This is a genomic window from Rhodopseudomonas rhenobacensis, assembly GCF_014203125.1.
Classification (GTDB): Bacteria; Pseudomonadota; Alphaproteobacteria; order Rhizobiales; family Xanthobacteraceae; genus Rhodopseudomonas_A; species Rhodopseudomonas_A rhenobacensis.
In genome coordinates, this window is the sequence record NZ_JACHIH010000014.1 from 1 (window position 1) to 18,695 (window position 18,695).

At 66.7% G+C, this 18,695-nt stretch carries 15 protein-coding genes; 9 read left to right on the forward strand and 6 right to left on the reverse strand.

The window, feature by feature from the left end; translation table 11 throughout:
* Positions 1–183: 183 nt before the first annotated feature.
* Both HNR60_RS12265 and HNR60_RS12270 read right to left on the reverse strand, forming a co-directional pair.
* The gene (locus tag HNR60_RS12265; protein WP_184257835.1) at positions 184–1,323 is read right to left on the reverse strand and encodes a thiolase C-terminal domain-containing protein; all 1,140 of its coding nucleotides are present in this window, start codon (positions 1,321–1,323) and stop codon (positions 184–186) included.
* Positions 1,324–1,328: 5 nt separating this feature from the next.
* Positions 1,329–1,742 (reverse strand): Zn-ribbon domain-containing OB-fold protein, encoded by a 414-nt coding sequence (locus tag HNR60_RS12270; protein WP_184257837.1) that lies wholly within the window; start codon positions 1,740–1,742, stop codon positions 1,329–1,331.
* 396 nt (positions 1,743–2,138) lie between these two features.
* On the opposite strand from HNR60_RS12270, the gene HNR60_RS12275 reads away from it, so the two are divergent.
* From HNR60_RS12275 to alkB, 3 genes are read left to right on the forward strand one after another with little or no spacing between them, the layout of a single operon-like run.
* On the forward strand, positions 2,139–3,488 hold the full coding sequence (locus HNR60_RS12275) for an amidase (RefSeq protein ID WP_184257839.1): 1,350 nt from the start codon (positions 2,139–2,141) through the stop codon (positions 3,486–3,488).
* Positions 3,481–4,167, forward strand: coding sequence for a DUF2848 family protein (locus HNR60_RS12280; RefSeq protein ID WP_184257841.1), 687 nt, complete (start codon positions 3,481–3,483; stop codon positions 4,165–4,167). Before HNR60_RS12275 ends, HNR60_RS12280 begins: the two co-directional genes overlap by 8 nt.
* A gap of 2 nt (positions 4,168–4,169) precedes the next feature.
* Positions 4,170–4,820: a DNA oxidative demethylase AlkB gene (gene alkB / locus HNR60_RS12285; RefSeq protein ID WP_184257843.1), complete on the forward strand. Its 651-nt coding sequence runs from the start codon at positions 4,170–4,172 to the stop codon at positions 4,818–4,820.
* A gap of 10 nt (positions 4,821–4,830) precedes the next feature.
* Here the strand turns inward: alkB and HNR60_RS12290 are convergent, their stop codons facing one another.
* From HNR60_RS12290 to HNR60_RS12305, 4 genes are all read right to left on the reverse strand, one after another.
* On the reverse strand, positions 4,831–5,049 hold the full coding sequence (locus HNR60_RS12290; RefSeq protein WP_184257845.1) for a hypothetical protein: 219 nt from the start codon (positions 5,047–5,049) through the stop codon (positions 4,831–4,833).
* A gap of 55 nt (positions 5,050–5,104) precedes the next feature.
* Positions 5,105–5,443 (reverse strand): hypothetical protein, encoded by a 339-nt coding sequence (locus HNR60_RS12295; protein ID WP_184257847.1) that lies wholly within the window; start codon positions 5,441–5,443, stop codon positions 5,105–5,107.
* Positions 5,444–5,844: 401 nt separating this feature from the next.
* Positions 5,845–7,482 carry a thiamine pyrophosphate-dependent enzyme gene (locus HNR60_RS12300; RefSeq protein WP_184257849.1) on the reverse strand — a complete coding sequence of 546 codons (1,638 nt, stop codon included), beginning with the start codon at positions 7,480–7,482 and terminating at the stop codon, positions 5,845–5,847.
* 111 nt (positions 7,483–7,593) lie between these two features.
* Positions 7,594–7,992: a 5-carboxymethyl-2-hydroxymuconate isomerase gene (locus HNR60_RS12305; RefSeq protein WP_184257851.1), complete on the reverse strand. Its 399-nt coding sequence runs from the start codon at positions 7,990–7,992 to the stop codon at positions 7,594–7,596.
* Between the two features lie 210 nt (positions 7,993–8,202).
* On the opposite strand from HNR60_RS12305, the gene HNR60_RS12310 reads away from it, so the two are divergent.
* The 6 genes from HNR60_RS12310 (at position 8,203) to HNR60_RS12335 (ending at position 18,455) form a co-directional block, all read left to right on the forward strand.
* Positions 8,203–9,288, forward strand: coding sequence for a malate/lactate/ureidoglycolate dehydrogenase (locus HNR60_RS12310; protein WP_184257853.1), 1,086 nt, complete (start codon positions 8,203–8,205; stop codon positions 9,286–9,288).
* A 222-nt stretch (positions 9,289–9,510) separates the two neighbouring features.
* Positions 9,511–10,287, forward strand: coding sequence for an HpcH/HpaI aldolase family protein (locus tag HNR60_RS12315; protein WP_184257855.1), 777 nt, complete (start codon positions 9,511–9,513; stop codon positions 10,285–10,287).
* A 158-nt stretch (positions 10,288–10,445) separates the two neighbouring features.
* Entirely contained in the window at positions 10,446–13,718 is a 3,273-nt protein-coding gene (locus tag HNR60_RS12320; protein WP_184258027.1) for a transglutaminase family protein, read from the forward strand.
* A 164-nt stretch (positions 13,719–13,882) separates the two neighbouring features.
* On the forward strand, positions 13,883–16,384 hold the full coding sequence (locus HNR60_RS12325; protein ID WP_184257857.1) for a circularly permuted type 2 ATP-grasp protein: 2,502 nt from the start codon (positions 13,883–13,885) through the stop codon (positions 16,382–16,384).
* Complete coding sequence (locus HNR60_RS12330) at positions 16,381–17,259, forward strand: transglutaminase N-terminal domain-containing protein (protein ID WP_184257859.1); 879 nt, start codon at positions 16,381–16,383, stop codon at positions 17,257–17,259. Before HNR60_RS12325 ends, HNR60_RS12330 begins: the two co-directional genes overlap by 4 nt.
* Complete coding sequence (locus HNR60_RS12335; protein WP_184257861.1) at positions 17,256–18,455, forward strand: BaiN/RdsA family NAD(P)/FAD-dependent oxidoreductase; 1,200 nt, start codon at positions 17,256–17,258, stop codon at positions 18,453–18,455. Before HNR60_RS12330 ends, HNR60_RS12335 begins: the two co-directional genes overlap by 4 nt.
* Positions 18,456–18,695 lie beyond the last annotated feature (240 nt).

The window sequence follows — 18,695 nt, forward strand, 5'->3', positions numbered from 1 at the left end:
CCCGACCCGGCTTCGCGGAGCCTGTACTCGGACGGCGCGAAGCGCCGATCCGGGTGCTCCGCCGGGTCGACCTCTCCCCGCAAGCGGGGAGAGGTTAAGTCAGTGCTTGCAACGGGCGTCCGGGTCGATTTTTCCGCTTTCGTTGCTACTTCGGCGACAACCCGTACCGCATCAGCGCAGCATTCACGTCTCGTTGGTGAAAATCACCGTGCCGGACGCGGCGAACATGCCGCCGACGCCGTGGCACACCGAGATCGTCGCCTCGGCGACCTGCGCCGGCGCGATGCCGCGCAGCTGCCGCACGCTCTCCTGCAGCGCGTACATGCCGTACATCCCGGAATGCATGTAGCTGAGGCCGCCGCCATTCGTATTCAGCGGCAGCTGGCCACCGGGGCGGGTGTGGCCCGCGGCGATGAACGGCCCGGTGTCTTCGTGCGGCATGAAACCGAGATCGCCGAGCCCGTACAGCGGCAGATGCGCGAAGGCGTCGTAGATCATCAGGTGATCGACGTCGCTGTGGGTGATGCCGGCCTCGCGGAACGCCGCCGGCCCCGCGGTGCGGAACGCGCGCGAACTATCGAAGCTCTGCATCTGCGAGACCATCGGCGTCTCGACGCTCTCGCCGGTGCCCATGATATAGACCGGCTTGTGCGGAAAATCCTTGGCGCGCTCCGCCGAGGTGAGGATCAGCGCGCCGCCGCCGTCGGTGACCAGGCAGCATTGCAGGATCCGGAACGGGTAGGCGATCATCTTCGAATTCAGCACGTCCTCGACGGTGATCGGCGCTTTCATCGTCGCGCGCGGATTGAGCGCCGCCCATTCGCGCTGCACCACCGCGACCATCGCCAGCTGTTCGTGGGTGATGCCGTGGGTCTTCATGTAGCGCAGCACCGGGATCGGAAACATGCTGGGCGGGCCGACCACGCCGTACGGCGCTTCGAATTGGCCGTTGAGACTGTCCGGCGCTGTGAAGCGCGGCGATTTGCCGATCATCGACTTGCCGCTTTCGGCGTGGGTGATCAGCACGGTGCTGCACAGCCCGGCCTCGATCGCCGCGGCGGCGTGGCGGACGTGCAGCATGAACGAACAGCCGCCCACCGATGTGCCGTCGACCCAGGTCGGCGTGATGCCGAGATAATGAGCGATCTGCTGCGGCGTCTCTACCGCGGTGGCGATGCCGTCGATATCGGACAGCTTCAGTCCGCAATCGGCCAGCGCGTTGAGCGCCGCGTCGGCGTGCAGCTGGATCTGCGACATGTCGGGGATGACGCCGAGCCGGGTGGTTTCCGCGGCGCCGACCACGGCGACTGCGTTCTGTCGCATGATCGCTACCCCTTCGCCGGACGGAACTGCGGCAACGTGATGGCGTCGTCGAGTCGTTCGAACGCCAGTTCGAGCTTCATGTCGAGTGCGAGCGCCTCCGGGGTCTGCGGACAATCCACGATGTTGCTCATCATCCGCGGGCCTTCGGCGAGCTCGACCACGGCGATCGCGTAGGGCGCGTCGAAGCCGGGCGCGGCCGGGCGATAATTGATGACGTAGCTGTACAGCGTGGCCTCGCCCGAGGCCTTGAACACGGTGACCTCGCGGCCGCCGCATTGCGGGCAGAACGGCCGCGGCGGGAAATACACATGGGCGCAGGCGTCGCAACGTTGCAGCCGCAATTCGCCGGCTCGCGTGCCGTCCCAGAAGTGCTGGGTTTCCGGCGTCGGTTTCGGCCGCGCGCGCGAAGGCTCTGCCATGGTTGAGTCACTCCCTTGATCGGTGGCGGTTGTCCCGCCTTGTCGCGTTGATGCGATATCGGTTCGTCAGCGTCAATGCCCGGGCGCCGCATCGCGGGTTCCCTCCCCGAGCAGGGCTGCTCCGCACGATCCGTGGACCTTCCGCAATGGCGGTGCGCCGCGAACAAGGTGTGCTGCTGCGCGCGCGTTCCAAGTGATCGATAAGCGCGGACGCGATCGGTCGATTAGAAATTTCGCAGCACGGCAGGCGCGTCTGCAACAGTTGGTTCGCATAGCAGCATCGCGGCTTACAAATCGTGCGATTGCCCGCGGCTTGATCTGGAAATCGTCGGCCGCATCGGCGATACCAAGTTATCGGTCGATCGATCGCGATCGTTTCATCAGCGGATACTGCCCATGACCACGCTTCCCACTCTTGCCGCGCTTGCGGCTGACCTCGACGCCGGCCGCATCAGCTCCCGCAAGCTGGTCGAGCAATGCCTGGCGGCGATCGCCGATCCGAGCGGCGAGGGGGCGCGGACTTTCGTGCGCGTCGACGTCGACGCGGCGCTCGCGGCAGCCGAGGCGATGGACGGATTGCGCAAGGCCAACGCCGCGCCGTCGCCTTTCGCGGGCATCCCGGTTTCGATCAAGGATCTGTTCGACATCAAGGGCCAGGTGACCCGCGCCGGTTCCCGCGCGCTCGACGACAATCCGCCCGCGGAGGCCGACGCGCCGGCGGTGGCGCGGCTGCGGCGCGCCGGCTTCGTGGTGATCGGCCGCACCAACATGACCGAGTTCGCCTATTCGGGCATCGGCATCAATCCGCATTACGGCACGCCGAAGAGCGTCTGGCAGCGCGATGTCGGCCACGTTCCCGGCGGCTCGTCGTCCGGCGCGGCGGTGTCGGTCGCCGACGGCATGGCGCATGGCGGGCTCGGCACCGACACCGGCGGCTCGTGCCGAATCCCGGCGGCGTTCAACGGCCTGGTCGGCTTCAAGCCGACGCAAGCCCGGGTGCCGCTCGACGGCGCGGTGCCGCTGTCGCCGACGCTCGACAGCATCGGCCCGTTGGCGCGCAGCGTGCAATGCTGCGCCACGCTCGACGCGGCGTTGGCGGATCAGCCGCTGCCGACGCTGCAGCCGCGGCCGGTGCGCGGCATGCGGCTTGCGGTGCCGACCACGCTGGCGCTCGACGAACTCGACGACGCGGTTGCTGAAGCGTTCGAGCGTGCGCTTGAAACATTGTCGCGTGCCGGCGCCTCGATCGAGCGGATCGCGGTGCCGGAATTTCTCGACGTCGCGCCGATGAGCGCCAAGGGCGGTCTCACCGCCGCGGAGAGTTTCGCCTGGCATCGCTATCTGATCGTCGCCAATGGCGACGTCTACGATCCGCGGGTGCGCGACCGCATCATCCGCGGCGAGACCCAGAGTGCCGCCGATTATGTCGACCTCGTCAACGCCCGCAAGTCGCTGGTGGCGCGCGCCACGCAGCGGCTGTCGCCGTATGATGCGATCGTGCTGCCGACCACCGCCAACACCCCGCCGAAGATCGCCGAGCTCGCCGACGACAAGGCCTTCACCAAGGCCAATCTCTTGGCGTTGCGCAATTGCACGCTGATCAACATGATCGACGGCTGCGCGATCTCGCTGCCCTGTCACCGCGCCGGCGAGGTGCCGGTCGGGCTGATGCTGGGGGCGCCCGGCGGCGCCGATCGGCGGATTTTTGAACTCGCGGCAGCAATGGAAAGCATCATTCGTGGTTGAAATCGCATTCACACTGACGACCAACGACGGCGCAACCGAACTGACCTTGCCGATCCGGCAGGCGGTGATCGCCGGCTGGACCGGCCGCGATCCGGTGGCGCGCGACAAGCACATCGCCGAACTCGAGGCGATCGGCATCGCGCGGCCGGCCTCGACGCCGATCTATTACCGGGTGTCGGCGCGGCGATTGACCACCGCGGAGCGCATCGAATGCAGCGGCCGGCATTCCAGCGGCGAGGTCGAGTTCGTGCTGATCGGCGCGCAGGGACGCACGCTGCTCGGCGTCGGCTCCGACCACACCGACCGCAAGGTCGAGACCTACAACATCACGGTGTCGAAACAGATGTGCGACAAGCCGCTGGCGCCGCAGCTGTGGGACGTCGCCGAACTCGAGGGGCATTGGGACAAGATCATCCTGCGCTCGTTCGCCACCATCGACGGCAAGCGCGTGTTGTATCAGGAAGGCACGCTCGACGGCATGCTGCCGCACGACGAACTGATTTCGCGCGGCTTCGGCGACGGCGGGCTGCCGGACGGCTGCGCGATGTTCGGCGGCACCTTCGCCGCCAAGGGCGGCATCCGCCCCGCCAGCCGGTTCGACTACGAGATCGAGGACCCGGTGCTGAACCGCGTGATCCACCACGGCTACGACGTGGCGGTGCTGCCCGTGGTCGGGTGAAAGTGAGCGGCGACCTGTTCGAGGGGCTCGATCCGCGCCCGGCGCGGCAGCCGATCGCCGACGGCGCGGTACTGTTGCGGGGCTTTGCGCGCAGCGAGGAAAGCGAGTTGCTCGCGGCCCTACGCGCGATCCTGCTGGCGGCGCCGTTCCGCCACATGATCACGCCGGGCGGCCACACCATGTCGGTGGCGATGAGCAATTGCGGCGCGGTGGGCTGGGCCACCGACCGCAAGGGCTATCGCTACGACGCGATCGATCCCAACAGCGGACGGCCGTGGCCGGCGATGCCGGCGTCATTTGTGGGACTGGCGCGGCGCGCCGCGGCCGAGGCCGGCTTTGCGGATTTTCGGCCCGACGCCTGCCTGATCAACCGCTACGTGCCGGGCGCCAAGATGTCGCTGCATCAGGACAAGGATGAAGCCGATTTCGCCGCGCCGATCGTCTCGGTATCCTTCGGGTTGCCGGCGGTGTTCATGTTCGGCGGAATGCAGCGCAGCGAAAAGCCGCAGCGCTTCGCGCTGGAGCATGGCGACGTGGTGGCCTGGGGCGGGCCGTCGCGGCTCGCCTATCATGGCGTCGCGCCGCTGAAGGACGGCGAGCATCCCGTGCTCGGCCGCCAGCGCATCAACCTCACCTTCCGCAGGGCACGGTAACGCGGGGTCGCTATTCGCGCGGCGACAGTTGCAGCTCCAGCAGCGCCATGCGCTCCAGCGCCTTGGCATTGCGCTCGCCCTCCTTGGCGGTGCGCAGGATGGTTTCGGCGATCGAGCGCACATGCGCCGAACTCACCGGATGCGGCAGCGCCGCCACGGCACCATCCAATGCCGTTTGCATCAGCTGGATGGTGTCCGGCGGAAACGACGCGTTGGAAAAATCCTTCATCGTCTCTTCTCCTTCGGAGGTAGGATCGGGAACCGATCGTGTCGCGACGCCGCGCTCAGCCGCGCGTGGCTTCCCAGCGACCGCTGCACGGCACGCCGGCTGCTGCACTGTTCCACTTGCCGGATCCGGCGCTGCCGTTGAGCTGACCGTTGGCATAAGCGCCGCGGATCGACACCTTGACGTTGCCCTCGCGGCCGACGATGCCGGTGATATCCGGCGAGCCGGTGACGCGGCCGTCGGTGACGACGACCGGATAGCTCAGTTTAGGCTCGCAGCTGCCGGCCTTGGTGACCACAGTGACATTCCACACGCCGTCGAACGAACTTTTTTGCGCCAGGGCCGAACCAGCGGTGAGCAGCAGTGCGCCGCATACAACCGCGCGAGTCATCAACATTGTCTTTCCTTCCCCCATCGGGCTGCGTCGAGGACGCATGTGTCAAAGTGCAAGCCACATCGCTCCGGCGAGCGGAGCGATGAACACGGTTACATTGGAAGATTCTGCGGCGCCGACGACCACGGCTTGGCGAATCTCGGGCCGTTGCCGGCCGTACGGGCATCGTTGCTCGTCGGCCTAACCAGGCAGGCTCTTGCCAAAGTTCGGCGAGAGAACGTCGCCGCTATTGGAAAGCGGTCTGTTGAGAGCATCGGTCTAGATGGAAAGCGAGTTCACTGCGCGGTGTGACACGACAACCTCCCATGTCAAGAGATGTTCCGGCCAAGCCGCAAAGACCGCAGAAAAACGTCACAAACGAGGCCATTCTCGTTCGGACTGCGGGAACTGGGCGGGGCGTGTCATCACGGTTTCGGCGGATGAATGAAGGGCCAGGGGCTGGCCTCGCAATCCTTGTCGATTTCGATGGCGATCAAATACGGCCCGCCATCGGAAAGCGCTCGCTCCAGCGCCCCGCGGAATTCGCCTGGCGAGCGCACGCGCGCGGCGCCGACGCCGAACGATTCCGCCAGCTTGACGAAATCCGGATTGACCAGATCGGACGCCACCACGCGGCCATCGAAGATCGCGCGCTGGTCGCGCCGCACATTGCCGTAGGCTGAGTTGTTGAACACCAGCGTCACCACGCCGATGTCGTACTGCACGGCGGTGGCCAATTCCTGCACCGCGAACATGAAACCGCCGTCGCCGGTGATCGCCACCACCGGCCGATCCGGATAGGCCACCTTGGCGCCGAGCGCGGTCGGGAAGCCGGAGCCGAGCGTGCCCTGATAGCCCGAGGTCAGATAGCTGCGCGGCTGATACACCGGAAAGCCGAACCAGGAAGCGAAGCCGGCCTGGCACAGTTCATCGGTGATGATGGCGTCGGCCGGCAGCACCTCGCGCAGGATCTTCAAGTAAGCCATCTGCGGCTGCACGGTTTCGATCTGCTGCGCGGCGAGCGCCGCAGCGTCACGGATCTCGCCGCGGCGGGTGCTCGATTTGATGTAACCAAGCTTGCGCACCGCGGCCAACAGATCGCTTGTGCCGGCTGGCGCATCGGCGACGATCGCGGCGTCCGGGGTGAAGCGGCGCATCTCCGAGGCGTCGATATCGATGCGGATCGATTTTTGTCCCACTGGCCGGTACGGCCAGCGATACATCGTCGCCAGCTCCAGCCGCGTGCCGATCCCGATCATCAGGTCGGTGGTCGGCCACAGATTGTAGGCCGCGGCAAACGTGAGACCAAGTTCGTGGGCATTGCTGACGATGCCGCGGCCGGAGCGGAACGCCACCACCGGCGCGTCGATCAGTTCGGCCAATTCGAGAATCTCGTCGGCGGCGTCGAACGCGCCATTGCCGACGAAGATCATCGGCGTCTTGCTGTCGGCGATCAGCGCCGCCGCGGCGCTGACGCGATCCGGATCAGGCTGCGGGGCAGCGAAGCGCGGCAGCGGCGTCGGGGCGCCGACCTCGGCGCGCTGCATGAAGACGTCCCACGGCATTTCCAGCGCGGCGGGGCCGCGCCGGCCGGACAGCATCTGCTGGAACGCGCGCGACACCAGCCCCGGCACATCGCCCGGATATTCGATCCGTTCCGCCCATTTCAGAAAGCTGCGCAGCGTCGCGAGCTGGTCCGGCATCTCGTGCAGATGGCCGCGGCCGCGGCCGAGAAACCCGCTCGGCACCTGGCCGGTGAGGCACAGCACCGGCTCGTTGCAGCCGAACGCGGTCAGCATCGCCGCCGAGGCGTTGAGCACGCCCGGCCCCGGCACCACGCTGAACACCGCGGGCTTGCCGGTCGCCCGGGCGTAGCCGAACGCCATATAGCCGCAGGCCTGCTCGTGGCGCGCGCCGACGACTTTCAACTGCGCCTTCGCCTGCGCCTTGGCGAGGCCGTCGAACAGCCCGTAGATCTGCGCGCCGGGCAGCCCGAACACGGTGTCGACGCCGTGCGCGACAAGGCCCTCGACGATCGCCTCGCCGCCGGTGATTGCAGTCATCGTTCATTCCATCGCGGGTGGAGCAGCTGTGATAAGCGATCGGCTGGCGAACGCCATAGCGCTTTCGGCGGGTCCCATCGTGCCGGCCACCCCTTGCCGGCGGATCGCCGCTCAGCCGTGCCGGGCTTCGTTGATCAGCAGGTCGTGGATGCTGTTGCGCTCCCAGCCGGCCTCGCGATCGTGCACTTTGATGTCGAAGGACAGCGCGAAGCGGTCGTCGGCGAACAGCGGCTCGAGGTAGCGCGACAGCCTGCCGAAGATGTGGTCGCCGGCGTGCTTGCGCGCCACCGCGTCGCGGCCTTCGTTGACCCGCAGCAGCATCGCCATGAAGCTCAGCCCGTCGCGGCCGTCGGCGATCGCGTAGTTCGCACAGCGCACGGCGCGGACGCAAATCCCGTCGAGTGCGAACAGCCCGGTCTCGGCCGCTGCGGCACGAACCAGTTCGACCACGGCGGCAATATCGACCCGGTCGTCGAGATTGGCGGAATACTCAATCGTGAAATGCGGCATGGACTACTCCTGCTGAGTCGCGCTCACCGCCAATAGCGTCGAACTACGTCGCTGGCAATGCCGTCGTGACGGCTTCGGGCGGCAAACCGCCATTGATCGCGCCGGGGCGTAGACAGCCCACCGAATTTTCGATCAACTGACGGGCTGGCTCCCAAGCGCGACCGCGCCAGGGCGCCGCTTAAAATTGAACGGAAGACAAGAAGAAAACTGATGGTGACTATCCAAGCTGAGAAGTTGATCGATTTCGTGACGGAAGTGTTCGTCCGCGCGGACTCCTCGGAAGCCGAGGCGAGGCGAATCGCGAGCTATCTCACCACCTCCAATCTCACCGGCCATGACAGCCACGGCGTGATCCGGGTGCCGGTCTATATCCGCTGGAAAAAAGACGGCGCGGTGATCCCCAACCAGAGCATCGCGATGGTGGTCGACACGCCGGCGCTGGCGGTGGTCGACGGCCGGTTCGGCTACGGCCAGACCGTGGCGCCTGAGGCGGTGCAGATCGGCATCGACAAATGCAAGGCGTCGGGGCTGTCCGCGGTGGCGCTGCGCAATTCCGGCCACATCGGCCGGGTCGGTGACTGGGCGGAGATGGCGGCCGCCGCCGGCCTGGTGTCGATCCATTTCGTCAATGCGGCGGGCTCGATCCTGGTGGCGCCGTTCGGCGGCGTCGAGCGCAGATTGTCCACCGCCCCGTTCTGCGTCGGCATTCCGCGCGAGGGGCAGCTTCCGATCGTGCTGGATTTCGCCACCTCGATCGTCGCCGAGGGCAAGGTGCTGGTGGCGAGCCGCGGCGGCAAGAAGCTGCCGGCCGGCGCCCTGATCGCCGCCGACGGCACGCTCAGCGAAGACCCGGCGCAACTCTACGGCCCCTGCACACCAGGAGGGCCGCGTATCCACGAAAACGGCACTGGGGCGATTCGGGCGTTCGGCGAGCAAAAGGGCTCCGGCCTGGCGCTGATCTGCGAACTGCTCGGCGGCGCGCTGACCGGCACCGGCGCCACCGGGCCGAACCGTCGCTTCGCCAACGGCATGTTCGCGATTTATGTCGACCCCAAGCAGATCGACCCGGAGCATTTCTTCGACGGCGACGTCGCGCGCTACGTCAAGTATTTCAAGGACACCAAGCCGGCGGCGGGCTCCACCGAGGTGCTGATTCCCGGCGATCCCGAAGCCCGCAGCCGCGCCGAGCGCACCGCCAATGGCGTGCCGCTGCCCGACGACACCTGGACGGCGATCGTCACCACCGCGCGCGAACTCGGCGTATCCGAGCGCGCGGTGCAGACCGCGACGGCGTGACGCGTGATCGTATCCTTCACGAGCGCGGCCAACCCGAACCGTCATTGCGAGCCGAGGTCGGCGCGTAGCGCCGAACGACGGCGAAGCAATCCAGGGTCGCGGAACACTGAGCCCCTGGATTGCTTCGTCGCAAGAGCTCCTCGCAATGACGACCTCCAGCGCCTGAGTTCCTCGCGCGCATCTTCATTGTGGTGAGCGTCAGCAAGAAAGTGAGCAGCACCGATGGCCAACAACGTCAAACACATCTGGGCCGCCGGCAAGGTTGCGCTGAACGGCTGGCTGGCGATTCCGTCGGGCTTCTCCGCCGAGGTGATGGCGCAATGCGGCTTCGATAGCGTCACCGTCGATCTGCAGCACGGCGTACAGGACTATCAGTCGATGGTCAGCTGTTTCCAGGCGATGCAGGCGCATCCGGTGACGCCGATGGTGCGGGTGCCGTGGAACGAGCCCGGCATCATCGGCAAGGTGCTGGACGCCGGCGCCTACGGGGTGATCTGCCCGATGGTCAACAGCAAGGAAGAAGCCGAAGCCTTCGTGCAATCCTGCAAATATCCACCGCGCGGCACGCGTAGCAACGGCCCGATCCGTGCCGGGCTGTACGGCTCGTCCGGCAACTACCAGACCACGGCGAACGACGAGACGCTGTGCATCCCGATGATCGAGACCAGAACCGCGGTCGACAATATGGAAGCGATCCTCGACGTCGAAGGCATCGCCGGGATCTATGTCGGACCAAGCGATCTCGGCTTTTCCTACGGCCTGGTGCCGAAGCTCGACCGCGACGAGCCGGAGATCTTGAAGATCTACGACAAGCTGTTGAAGGAATGCGACAAGCGCGGGATTTATCCCGGCATCCATTGCTCTGGCCCCGCCGGCGCTGCAAAAAACATCGCCATGGGCTTCAAGCTGGTGACGCTGCTCAACGACAGCGGCATCATGGCGACCGGCGCCAAGGCCTGGGTCGGCGAGACGCGGAAGAATTCTGGCGGCAAAGCGTAACGATTGCCCCATCGTTGCGCTGGGTGGCGCACTCCCGCGTGACGTCGGCGACCGGGTGAGCTATACCGCACGCTGCCTAGGCAGCGCTGCCCGTTGTTAACGCTTGATCCGCGCAGGCTCCGGTGTTCTGCTCAAAAAAGCTGCTGGAGTTGCCCGCTTTGTCGATCTTCGTCGCCCTACACCACGTCACGCATTACAAATACGACCGTCCCATCGATCTCGGCCCGCAAACCGTGCGGCTGCGGCCCGCGCCGCACACCCGAACGCCGATCCTGAGCTATTCGCTCAAGGTCAAGCCTTCGAATCACTTCGTCAACTGGCAGCAGGACCCGCAGGGCAATTGGCTGGCGCGCTTCGTGTTTCCGGAGAAGGCCAGCGAACTGAAGATCGAGGTCGATTTCACCGCCGAGATGACGGTGATCAACCCGTTCGACTTCTTCGTCGAGCCTTACGCCGAGAGCTTCCCGTTCGCTTATACCAATGACTTGCAGATCGAGCTCGCGCCGTATCTTGCGACCGAGCCGAGCGGTCCGTTGTTCGAGGCCTATCTGGCGGAGATCGCCCGCGAGGCGCCGAGCACGGTCAACTTCCTGGTCGAGCTCAACGCCAGGCTGCGCGACCGCATCAATTACATCATCCGCATGGAGCCGGGCATCCAGACCCCGGAGCATACGCTTGAGACCGGCGCCGGTTCGTGCCGCGATTCGGCTTGGCTTTTGATCCAGACGCTGCGCCGGCTCGGCCTCGCGGCGCGCTTCGTCTCCGGCTATCTCATCCAGTTGCGCCCCGACATCGCGCCGGTCGATGGCAAGGTCGAGGTCGAGAACGACTTCACCGATCTGCACGCCTGGGCCGAGGTCTATATCCCCGGTGCCGGTTGGATCGGCTTCGACGCCACCTCGGGCATGCTGGCCGGCGAGGGCCATATCCCGGTCGCCGCCACGCCGCATTATCGCTCGGCGGCGCCGATCTCCGGCATGGCCGGCTTCGCCAATGTCGATTTTAATTTCGAGATGAGCGTGAAGCGGATCCGCGAGGCGCCGCGGATCACCAAGCCGTTCTCCGACCAAGCCTGGGCGCGGCTCGACAAGGTCGGCGAAAAGGTCGATGCGGATTTGAAAGCCGACGACGTGCGGCTGACCATGGGCGGCGAGCCGACCTTCGTGTCGATCGACGATCTGGAATCGCCGGAGTGGAATATCGCCGCGGTCGGCCCGACCAAGCGGGTGCTCGGCGACGATCTGTTGCGCCGGTTGCGAGAGCGCTTCGCGCCGGGCGGCTTGCTGCATTTCGGCCAGGGCAAATGGTATCCCGGCGAAAGCTTGCCGCGCTGGGCATTTGGCCTTTATTGGCGCAAGGACGGCGTGCCGATCTGGAAAAATCCGGCACTGATCGCGCCGGTCGACGGCAAGCGTCCGGTCAAGATCGAGGAAGCGCAGCGCTTCGCCGTCGACACCGCCAAGCGGCTCGGCATCCATTCCGACTACATCCTGCCGGCGTTCGAAGATCCGGCGCACTGGCTGCAGAAGGAAGCAGGGCTGCCGCCGAACGTCGATCCCAGCGATTCCAAGCTCGCCGATCCGGAAGAGCGGGCGCGGATGGCGCGGGTGTTCGACCAGGGACTCAACGTGCCGAAGGGCTATGTGCTGCCGATCCAGCGCTGGAACGCCGAGGCTGACCGTTGGCGCAGCGAGCGTTGGAAATTCCGCCGCGGCAACCTGTTTCTGACGCCGGGCGATTCGCCGCTAGGCTTGCGGCTGCCGATCTCGTCGTTGCCGCATATTCCCGAGGACGAATTCCCCTACACCGTCGAGCAGGACCCGCTGGAGCCGCGCGATCCGTTGTCGGAGGGGAGCGAAGCGAAGGCCAAGGCCGCGGCGACCAAGCCCCCGGAAAAGCCGAAGAAGAAGCAGGTCCCGGTGCGCACCGCGATGTCGATCGAGATTCGCGAGGACGTGCTGTGCGCGTTCATGCCGCCGGTGGAGAAGCTGGAAGACTATCTCGAACTGATCACCGCGGTGGAGGCCACCGCCGAAGACATGAAGATGCAGGTGCACGTCGAGGGCTATCCGCCGCCCTACGATCCCCGCATCGAGGTGATCAAGGTGACGCCAGATCCCGGGGTGATCGAGGTCAATATTCATCCCGCGGCAAACTGGAGGCAGGCGGTCGAGACCACCTTCGGGCTCTACGAGGAGGCCGCCAAGGTCCGGCTCGGCGCCAACCGCTTCCTGATCGACGGCCGCCACACCGGCACCGGCGGCGGCAACCACGTCGTGGTCGGCGGCGCCACCCCGGCCGACTCGCCGTTCCTGCGCCGGCCCGATCTGCTGAAGAGTTTTGTTCTCTATTGGCAGCGGCACCCGTCGCTGTCCTATCTGTTCTCCGGGATGTTCATCGGCCCGACCAGCCAGGCGCCGCGGATCGACGAGGCGCGGCACGACGGGCTCTACGAGTTGGAGATCGCGATCGCGCATGTGCCGCCGCCCGGCGTCGAAGGACCGCTTTGGCTAGTCGACCGGCTGTTCCGCAACATCCTGGTCGATATCACCGGCAATACCCATCGCGCCGAGATCTGCATCGACAAGCTGTATTCGCCGGACAGCTCGACCGGCCGGCTTGGCCTGGTGGAATTCCGCGCGCTGGAGATGCCACCGGATCCGCGGATGAGTCTGGCGCAGCAATTGCTGATCCGCGCGCTGGTCGCGAAACTGTGGCGCGAGCCGCTGGACGGCAAGTTCGTGCGCTGGGGCACCACGCTGCACGACCGCTTCATGCTGCCTTACTACTTGTGGGAGGATTTCAAGGGCGTGCTCGCCGAACTCGGCCAGTCCGGCTACGACTTCTCGCCGGAATGGTTCGAAGCCCAGCTCGAATTCCGCTTTCCGGTGTTCGGCAGCGTCAGCCATGGCGGCGTCTCGCTGGAAGTGCGCCAAGCCTTGGAGCCGTGGCACGTGATGGGCGAGGAAGGCACCGCCGGCGGCACCGTGCGCTATGTCGATTCTTCGGTGGAGCGGCTGCAGCTCAAGACCGAAGGGTTTGTCGAAGGCCGCCACGTCGTGACCTGCAACGGCCGCAGGCTGCCGATGACGCCGACCGGACGCTCCGGCGAGGCGGTGGCGGCGGTGCGGTTCAAGGCCTGGCAGCCGGCGTCGGGGCTGCATCCGACCATTCCGGTGCATTCGCCGCTGGTGTTCGACATCGTCGACAGCTGGAACGGCCGCTCGCTCGGCGGCTGCGTCTATCACGTCGCCCATCCGGGCGGGCGCTCCTACGAGACCAAGCCGGTCAACTCGTACGAAGCCGAGGCGCGGCGGCTGGCACGGTTTCAGGACCACGGCCACACCCCGGGCAAGATCGATCCGCCGCGCGAGGAGCGCAGCCTCGAATTCCCGCTCACCCTCGATCTGCGGACGCCGCTGCCGGATTAGCGGTGCCTGGGGTTCGTACGAGACCGCGCACAACGACCAAGCAGGATGACGGTTTGAAGAACCTGCATCCTGCTGTGGCCTAGTTCATTTGTTCTCTTGACCCGCCGCTGTGCAAACGAGAACGTCTCCCGCAACTCAGCGCGCACCAGTCAGGAGACCAGGTCATGGCGGATTCCGCCGTCCACGGCAGCAAGGCGCGCCCGCGCGACCGCAAGGTCGCGCAGTGGACCCGCGATTACGTGCGGCTGCCTGGCATTCCCGACGAGTTCATCACCCCCGACGGCGCGCCGCGCGAGGTCTGGAGCCGGTTCTTCGATTATTTCGCCAGCCTCTCGCCGCCGGAGATCACCCGGCGGTTCGGCGCGGCGGACCGGCATCTGCGTGAGGCCGGGGTGTCGTATCGCGCGCCGGGAGAAACCAGCGAGCGGGCCTGGCCGCTCAGCCACGTGCCGCTGTTGATCGACGAGGTCGAGTGGCAGCAGATCGCCGCCGGCATCGTCCAGCGCGTCACGCTGCTGGAAGAGGTGCTGACCGATCTGTATGGCGACGGCCGGCTGATCGCCGACGGCGCGGTGCCGGCGGCGGCGATCGCCGGCAGCGCCGAATATCTGCGCGCGGTGTGCGGCATCAAGCCGCCGGGCGGGCGTTATCTCAACCTCTACGCCGCCGATATCGGCCGCGGTCCCGATGGCCGCTGGTGGGTGCTCGGCGATCGCACCCAGGCGCCGTCCGGCATGGGTTATGCGCTGGAAAACCGCCTGGTGCTGTCGCGCGCCTTCGCCGATCTTTACAAATCGATGAATGCCGAGCGGGTGGCGCCGTTCTTCGAGGCGTTCCGCGACCATCTGCGCGCCAGCGCCGACCGCGACGAGCCGCGGATCGGCGTGCTGACGCCGGGCCGTTTCAGCGAGACCTATTTCGAACACGCCACCCTGGCGCGCTATCTCGGCTATCTGCTGGTGGAAGGCGACGACCTCGCGGTGTCGGGCGATCGGGTGCATATCCGCACCGTGGCCGGGCTGAAGCGGCTCGACGTGCTGCTGCGCCGGGTGGATTCCAATTCGCTCGATCCTCTGGAGCTTGATGCCTCCTCGCAACTCGGCGTTCCCGGCCTGATCGACGTGCTCCGCAAGGGCGGCGTCGTGGTCGCCAACATGCCGGGCTCCGGAGTGATCGAATCCCGCGCGCTGTTGGGCTTTCTTCCCAACCTGGCGCGCCGGCTGCTCGGCGAAGACCTGAAGATGCCGCATATCGCCACCTGGTGGTGCGGCCAGAAGAGCGCCCGCGAGGAAGTGCTGGATCGGCTCGACGATTTCGCCATCGAAGGCGCCTATGGCGCCGCGGTGCCGGGCTTTCCGGGGCCCGGGCCGGTGCTCGCCGCCGATCTGTCGGCGAGCGAACGCGACCGTCTGCGCAATGCGATCAGCAACCGCGGCATCGATTACGTCGGCCAGGAGCTGGTCAGCCTGTCGACCACGCCGGTGTGGGACGATGGCAAGCTGGCGCCGCGGCCGTTCGTGCTGCGGGTGTTCGCCGCCGCCACCGCCGACGGCTGGACGGTGATGCCCGGCGGGTTCTGCCGGATCGCCGAGCGACTGGATTCCCGCGCGGTGTCGATGGGGCAGGGTGCCCGCGCCGCCGACGTCTGGGTGGTGTCGGAAAAGGCGGTCACCGCCTCGACGCTGCTGCCGACCGTGGACACGGTGCGGATCAAGCGCATCACCGGCTGGGTGCCGAGCCGCGCCGCCGACAATCTGTTCTGGCTCGGGCGTTACCTGGAGCGCGCCGAGGGCACGCTGCGACTGGTGCGGGCGCTCAGCGTGCCGCAGCGCGACCCCGGCAAGGGGCCGCAGCATCAGTCGCTGGAGCGGATCCAGCGCTTGTTGGTGACCTGGGGCGCCACCGCGCTCGGCGCCCGCGCCAACCCGTCCAAGATCGCCGCCGAGGCGCTGCAGAACGAGGAGGAATTCGGTTCGGCGCTGTCGCTGGTGCGCGCGGCGCAGCGCAACGCCGCCTCGCTGCGCGAGCGGCTGTCGCCCGACGCCTGGCAGGTCATTACGCAAATGGCGGAGCGGCTGGCGCAGCCGGTGGAGGACGACGACGGCGTGGTCAGCACCGCGGAATTGACGCTGCAGGAGCTGGCGAGCTTCGCCGGGCTTGCCCAGGAGAACATGAACCGCGCCGCCGGCTGGCGCTTCCTCAAGATGGGCCGCCGCATCGAGCGCGCCATCAACAGCACGCGCTTTGCACGGCAGTTCGCCTATGACGAGGCGACCGGCGAGGATCTCGATATTTTGCTGACGCTGGTGGACTGCCAGATCACCTATCGGTCGCGCTATCTGGTCGGCGCGCTGCTGCCGCCGGTGCGCGATCTCGTGGTGCTCGATCCTTACAACCCGCGCTCGGTGGCGTTCCAGGCGCAGGAGCTCAACGACCACATCGCCAGCCTGCCGACGCTGCGCGCCGGCGGCCTGATCGAGCGGCCGCAACGGCTTGCGGTGGCGCTGCAATCGACGCTGATCACCGCCGAGGCGGCGACGCTCGATGCCAAATCGCTGTTCGCGCTGGAGCAGCAGCTGCTGGAGCTCGCTGACGCGATCGGCCAGCGCTACTTCCCGCACGGCGCCAGCGCAATGCGGCCGGAGAAGCTGATGGGGCTGGCGTGATCTACGATATTCGCCACGTCACCACCTACAGCTATGGCAGCGCGGTGAGCTACGCGCGCTGCTCGTTGCGGCTGAAGCCGGTCAATGGCGACGGCCAGCAGCTGATTTCGCACGCGGTGGAGATCAAGCCGCGGCCGATCAACCGCGCCAGCCGGCTGGATTTCTTCGGCACCGATACCGAAAGCGTGCTGATCGAAACCCCGCATCGGCTGTTGCGCATCGATTCCCGCTCCCGCGTCGCGGTCAATCGCGAGGCGCGCAGTCGCGCCGCCGATAGCCCGGCCTGGGAGGACGTTCGCGAAGCGGCCTTCGCCTCGAAAAGCCTCGGCGGCGGCTCGCCGATCGGCTACGTGTTCGCGAGCCCTTTGGCGCCGCTCGAACAGCCGGTCACCGACTACGCGGCCGAGAGTTTTTCCCGCGGTGAGGGCATTTTCCGCGGCGCGGTTGACCTGATGCATCGGATCCGCACCGGCTTCAAATACGATCCGAAGGCCACCGAGATTCATACGCCGCTGAAGGAAGTGTTCGAGAAGCGTCACGGCGTCTGCCAGGATTTCGCCCATGTGATGATCGCAGGGCTGCGCGGGCTCGGGCTGCCGGCGGCCTATGTCAGCGGCTATCTGCGCACCTATCCGCCGGCCGGCCAGCCGCGGCTGCAGGGCGCCGATGCGACGCATGCCTGGGTGGCGGTGTGGTGCGGCGAGCCGATCGGCTGGGTCGGCTTCGATCCGACCAACGATATTCTCGTCGAGAACGACCACATCGTGCTGGCGCAGGGCCGTGACTTTTCCGACGTCTCGCCGGTCGACGGCGTGATCGTCGGATCGCGTCGGCAGAAGCTCGGGGTGGCGGTCGACGTCGTGCCGGTCGAATGAGCAAGGCTGGCGGCGCTGCGACGACTTATGACGTCATCATCCTCGGCGCCGGCGCCGCCGGGCTGATGTGTGCCGGCATCGCCGGGCAACGCGGCCGCTCGGTGCTGCTGCTCGAGCAGGGCCAGCATCCCGGCGAGAAGATCCGGATCTCCGGCGGCGGCCGTTGCAACTTCACCAACCTGCACACCGGCCCGGCAAATTTCCAATCGCAGAATCCGCGGTTCTGCCGCTCAGCGCTGAGTAGCTACACCCAGCGCGACTTCATCGCGATGGTCGAGAAATACGGCATCGCCTATCATGAAAAGACCCGCGGCCAATTGTTCTGCGACGGCTCGGCCAAGCAGATCATCGACATGCTGCTCGCCGAATGCCGCGCCGGCGGCGTACAGATCCGCTCCGGGATTCGCAGCCCGCAGGTCGAGCGGACCGCGGACGGCTTCACGCTGACTACGGATCACGGCCGGTTCTGTGGCCGCGCGCTGGTGGTGGCGACCGGCGGGCCGTCGATCCCGAAGATCGGCGCCTCGGGCTTCGGCTACAAGGTCGCCGAGCAATTCGGGCTGACGATCGTGCCGCCGCGCGCCGCCCTGGTGCCGCTGACCTTTGCGCCAAACGAGCTTGCGCAATTTGCCGCGCTGTCCGGCATCGCGGTGGACGCGGTGGTGAGTTGCGGCAAGGCGAAATTCGACGAGGCGCTCTTATTCACCCATCGCGGCTTGAGCGGGCCGGCGATCCTGCAGATCTCGTCCTATTGGCGCGACGGCGACGACATCGTCATCGACATGGCGCCCGGCACCGACGTGCTGGCGGCGCTGAAGCAGGCACGCCGCGACCACCCGCGACAGGAATTGGCGGCGGCGTTCGGCGCGTTGCTGCCGAAGCGGCTGGCGCAGAGCATCGCCGAGCGGCTGGCGCCGCCGATGCGGATCGCCGATTGCTCCGACAAGATTCTGACCGCCGCTACTAGCACCGTGCAGCAATGGCGGGTCAAGCCGAACGGCACCGAAGGCTACCGCACCGCGGAAGTGACGCTCGGCGGCGTTGATACCAGCGAATTGTCGTCGAAAACCTTCGAGGCGCGCAGCGTGCCGGGCCTCTATTTCATCGGCGAAGTGGTCGACGTCACCGGCCAGCTCGGCGGCTTCAATTTCCAATGGGCCTGGTCGTCGGGTGTCGCGGCCGGACGCAGCGTGTAGTTGGTTTGGCGTGGTCTGCGATCCCCCAAATACGCTCCGTTCTGGCTTCATAAATACGCTCCGTCATTCCGGGGCGCGAGCAGCTTCAGCTGCGAGTGAACCCGGAATCTCGCCACCCGCACAAGCGTTCTGTTTGTTGCGAGATTCCGGGTTCGCTCGGCCTGCGGCCTCGCGCCCCGGAATGACGTTCTGGTCGCTGGCGCGGTTCGCACCCCGGAATGACGGCCTCGTATATGTGAG

Excerpts from the sequence above, each read along its gene's own strand:
- HNR60_RS12265 (WP_184257835.1), bottom strand. The coding sequence starts at position 1,323 with ATGCGACAGAACGCAGTCGCCGTGGTCGGCGCCGCGGAAACCACCCGG.
- HNR60_RS12270 (WP_184257837.1), bottom strand. The coding sequence starts at position 1,742 with ATGGCAGAGCCTTCGCGCGCGCGGCCGAAACCGACGCCGGAAACCCAG.
- HNR60_RS12275 (WP_184257839.1), top strand. The coding sequence starts at position 2,139 with ATGACCACGCTTCCCACTCTTGCCGCGCTTGCGGCTGACCTCGACGCC.
- HNR60_RS12290 (WP_184257845.1), bottom strand. The coding sequence starts at position 5,049 with ATGAAGGATTTTTCCAACGCGTCGTTTCCGCCGGACACCATCCAGCTG.
- HNR60_RS12295 (WP_184257847.1), bottom strand. The coding sequence starts at position 5,443 with ATGTTGATGACTCGCGCGGTTGTATGCGGCGCACTGCTGCTCACCGCT.
- HNR60_RS12300 (WP_184257849.1), bottom strand. The coding sequence starts at position 7,482 with ATGACTGCAATCACCGGCGGCGAGGCGATCGTCGAGGGCCTTGTCGCG.
- HNR60_RS12305 (WP_184257851.1), bottom strand. The coding sequence starts at position 7,992 with ATGCCGCATTTCACGATTGAGTATTCCGCCAATCTCGACGACCGGGTC.
- HNR60_RS12310 (WP_184257853.1), top strand. The coding sequence starts at position 8,203 with ATGGTGACTATCCAAGCTGAGAAGTTGATCGATTTCGTGACGGAAGTG.
- HNR60_RS12315 (WP_184257855.1), top strand. The coding sequence starts at position 9,511 with ATGGCCAACAACGTCAAACACATCTGGGCCGCCGGCAAGGTTGCGCTG.
- HNR60_RS12325 (WP_184257857.1), top strand. The coding sequence starts at position 13,883 with ATGGCGGATTCCGCCGTCCACGGCAGCAAGGCGCGCCCGCGCGACCGC.
- HNR60_RS12335 (WP_184257861.1), top strand. The coding sequence starts at position 17,256 with ATGAGCAAGGCTGGCGGCGCTGCGACGACTTATGACGTCATCATCCTC.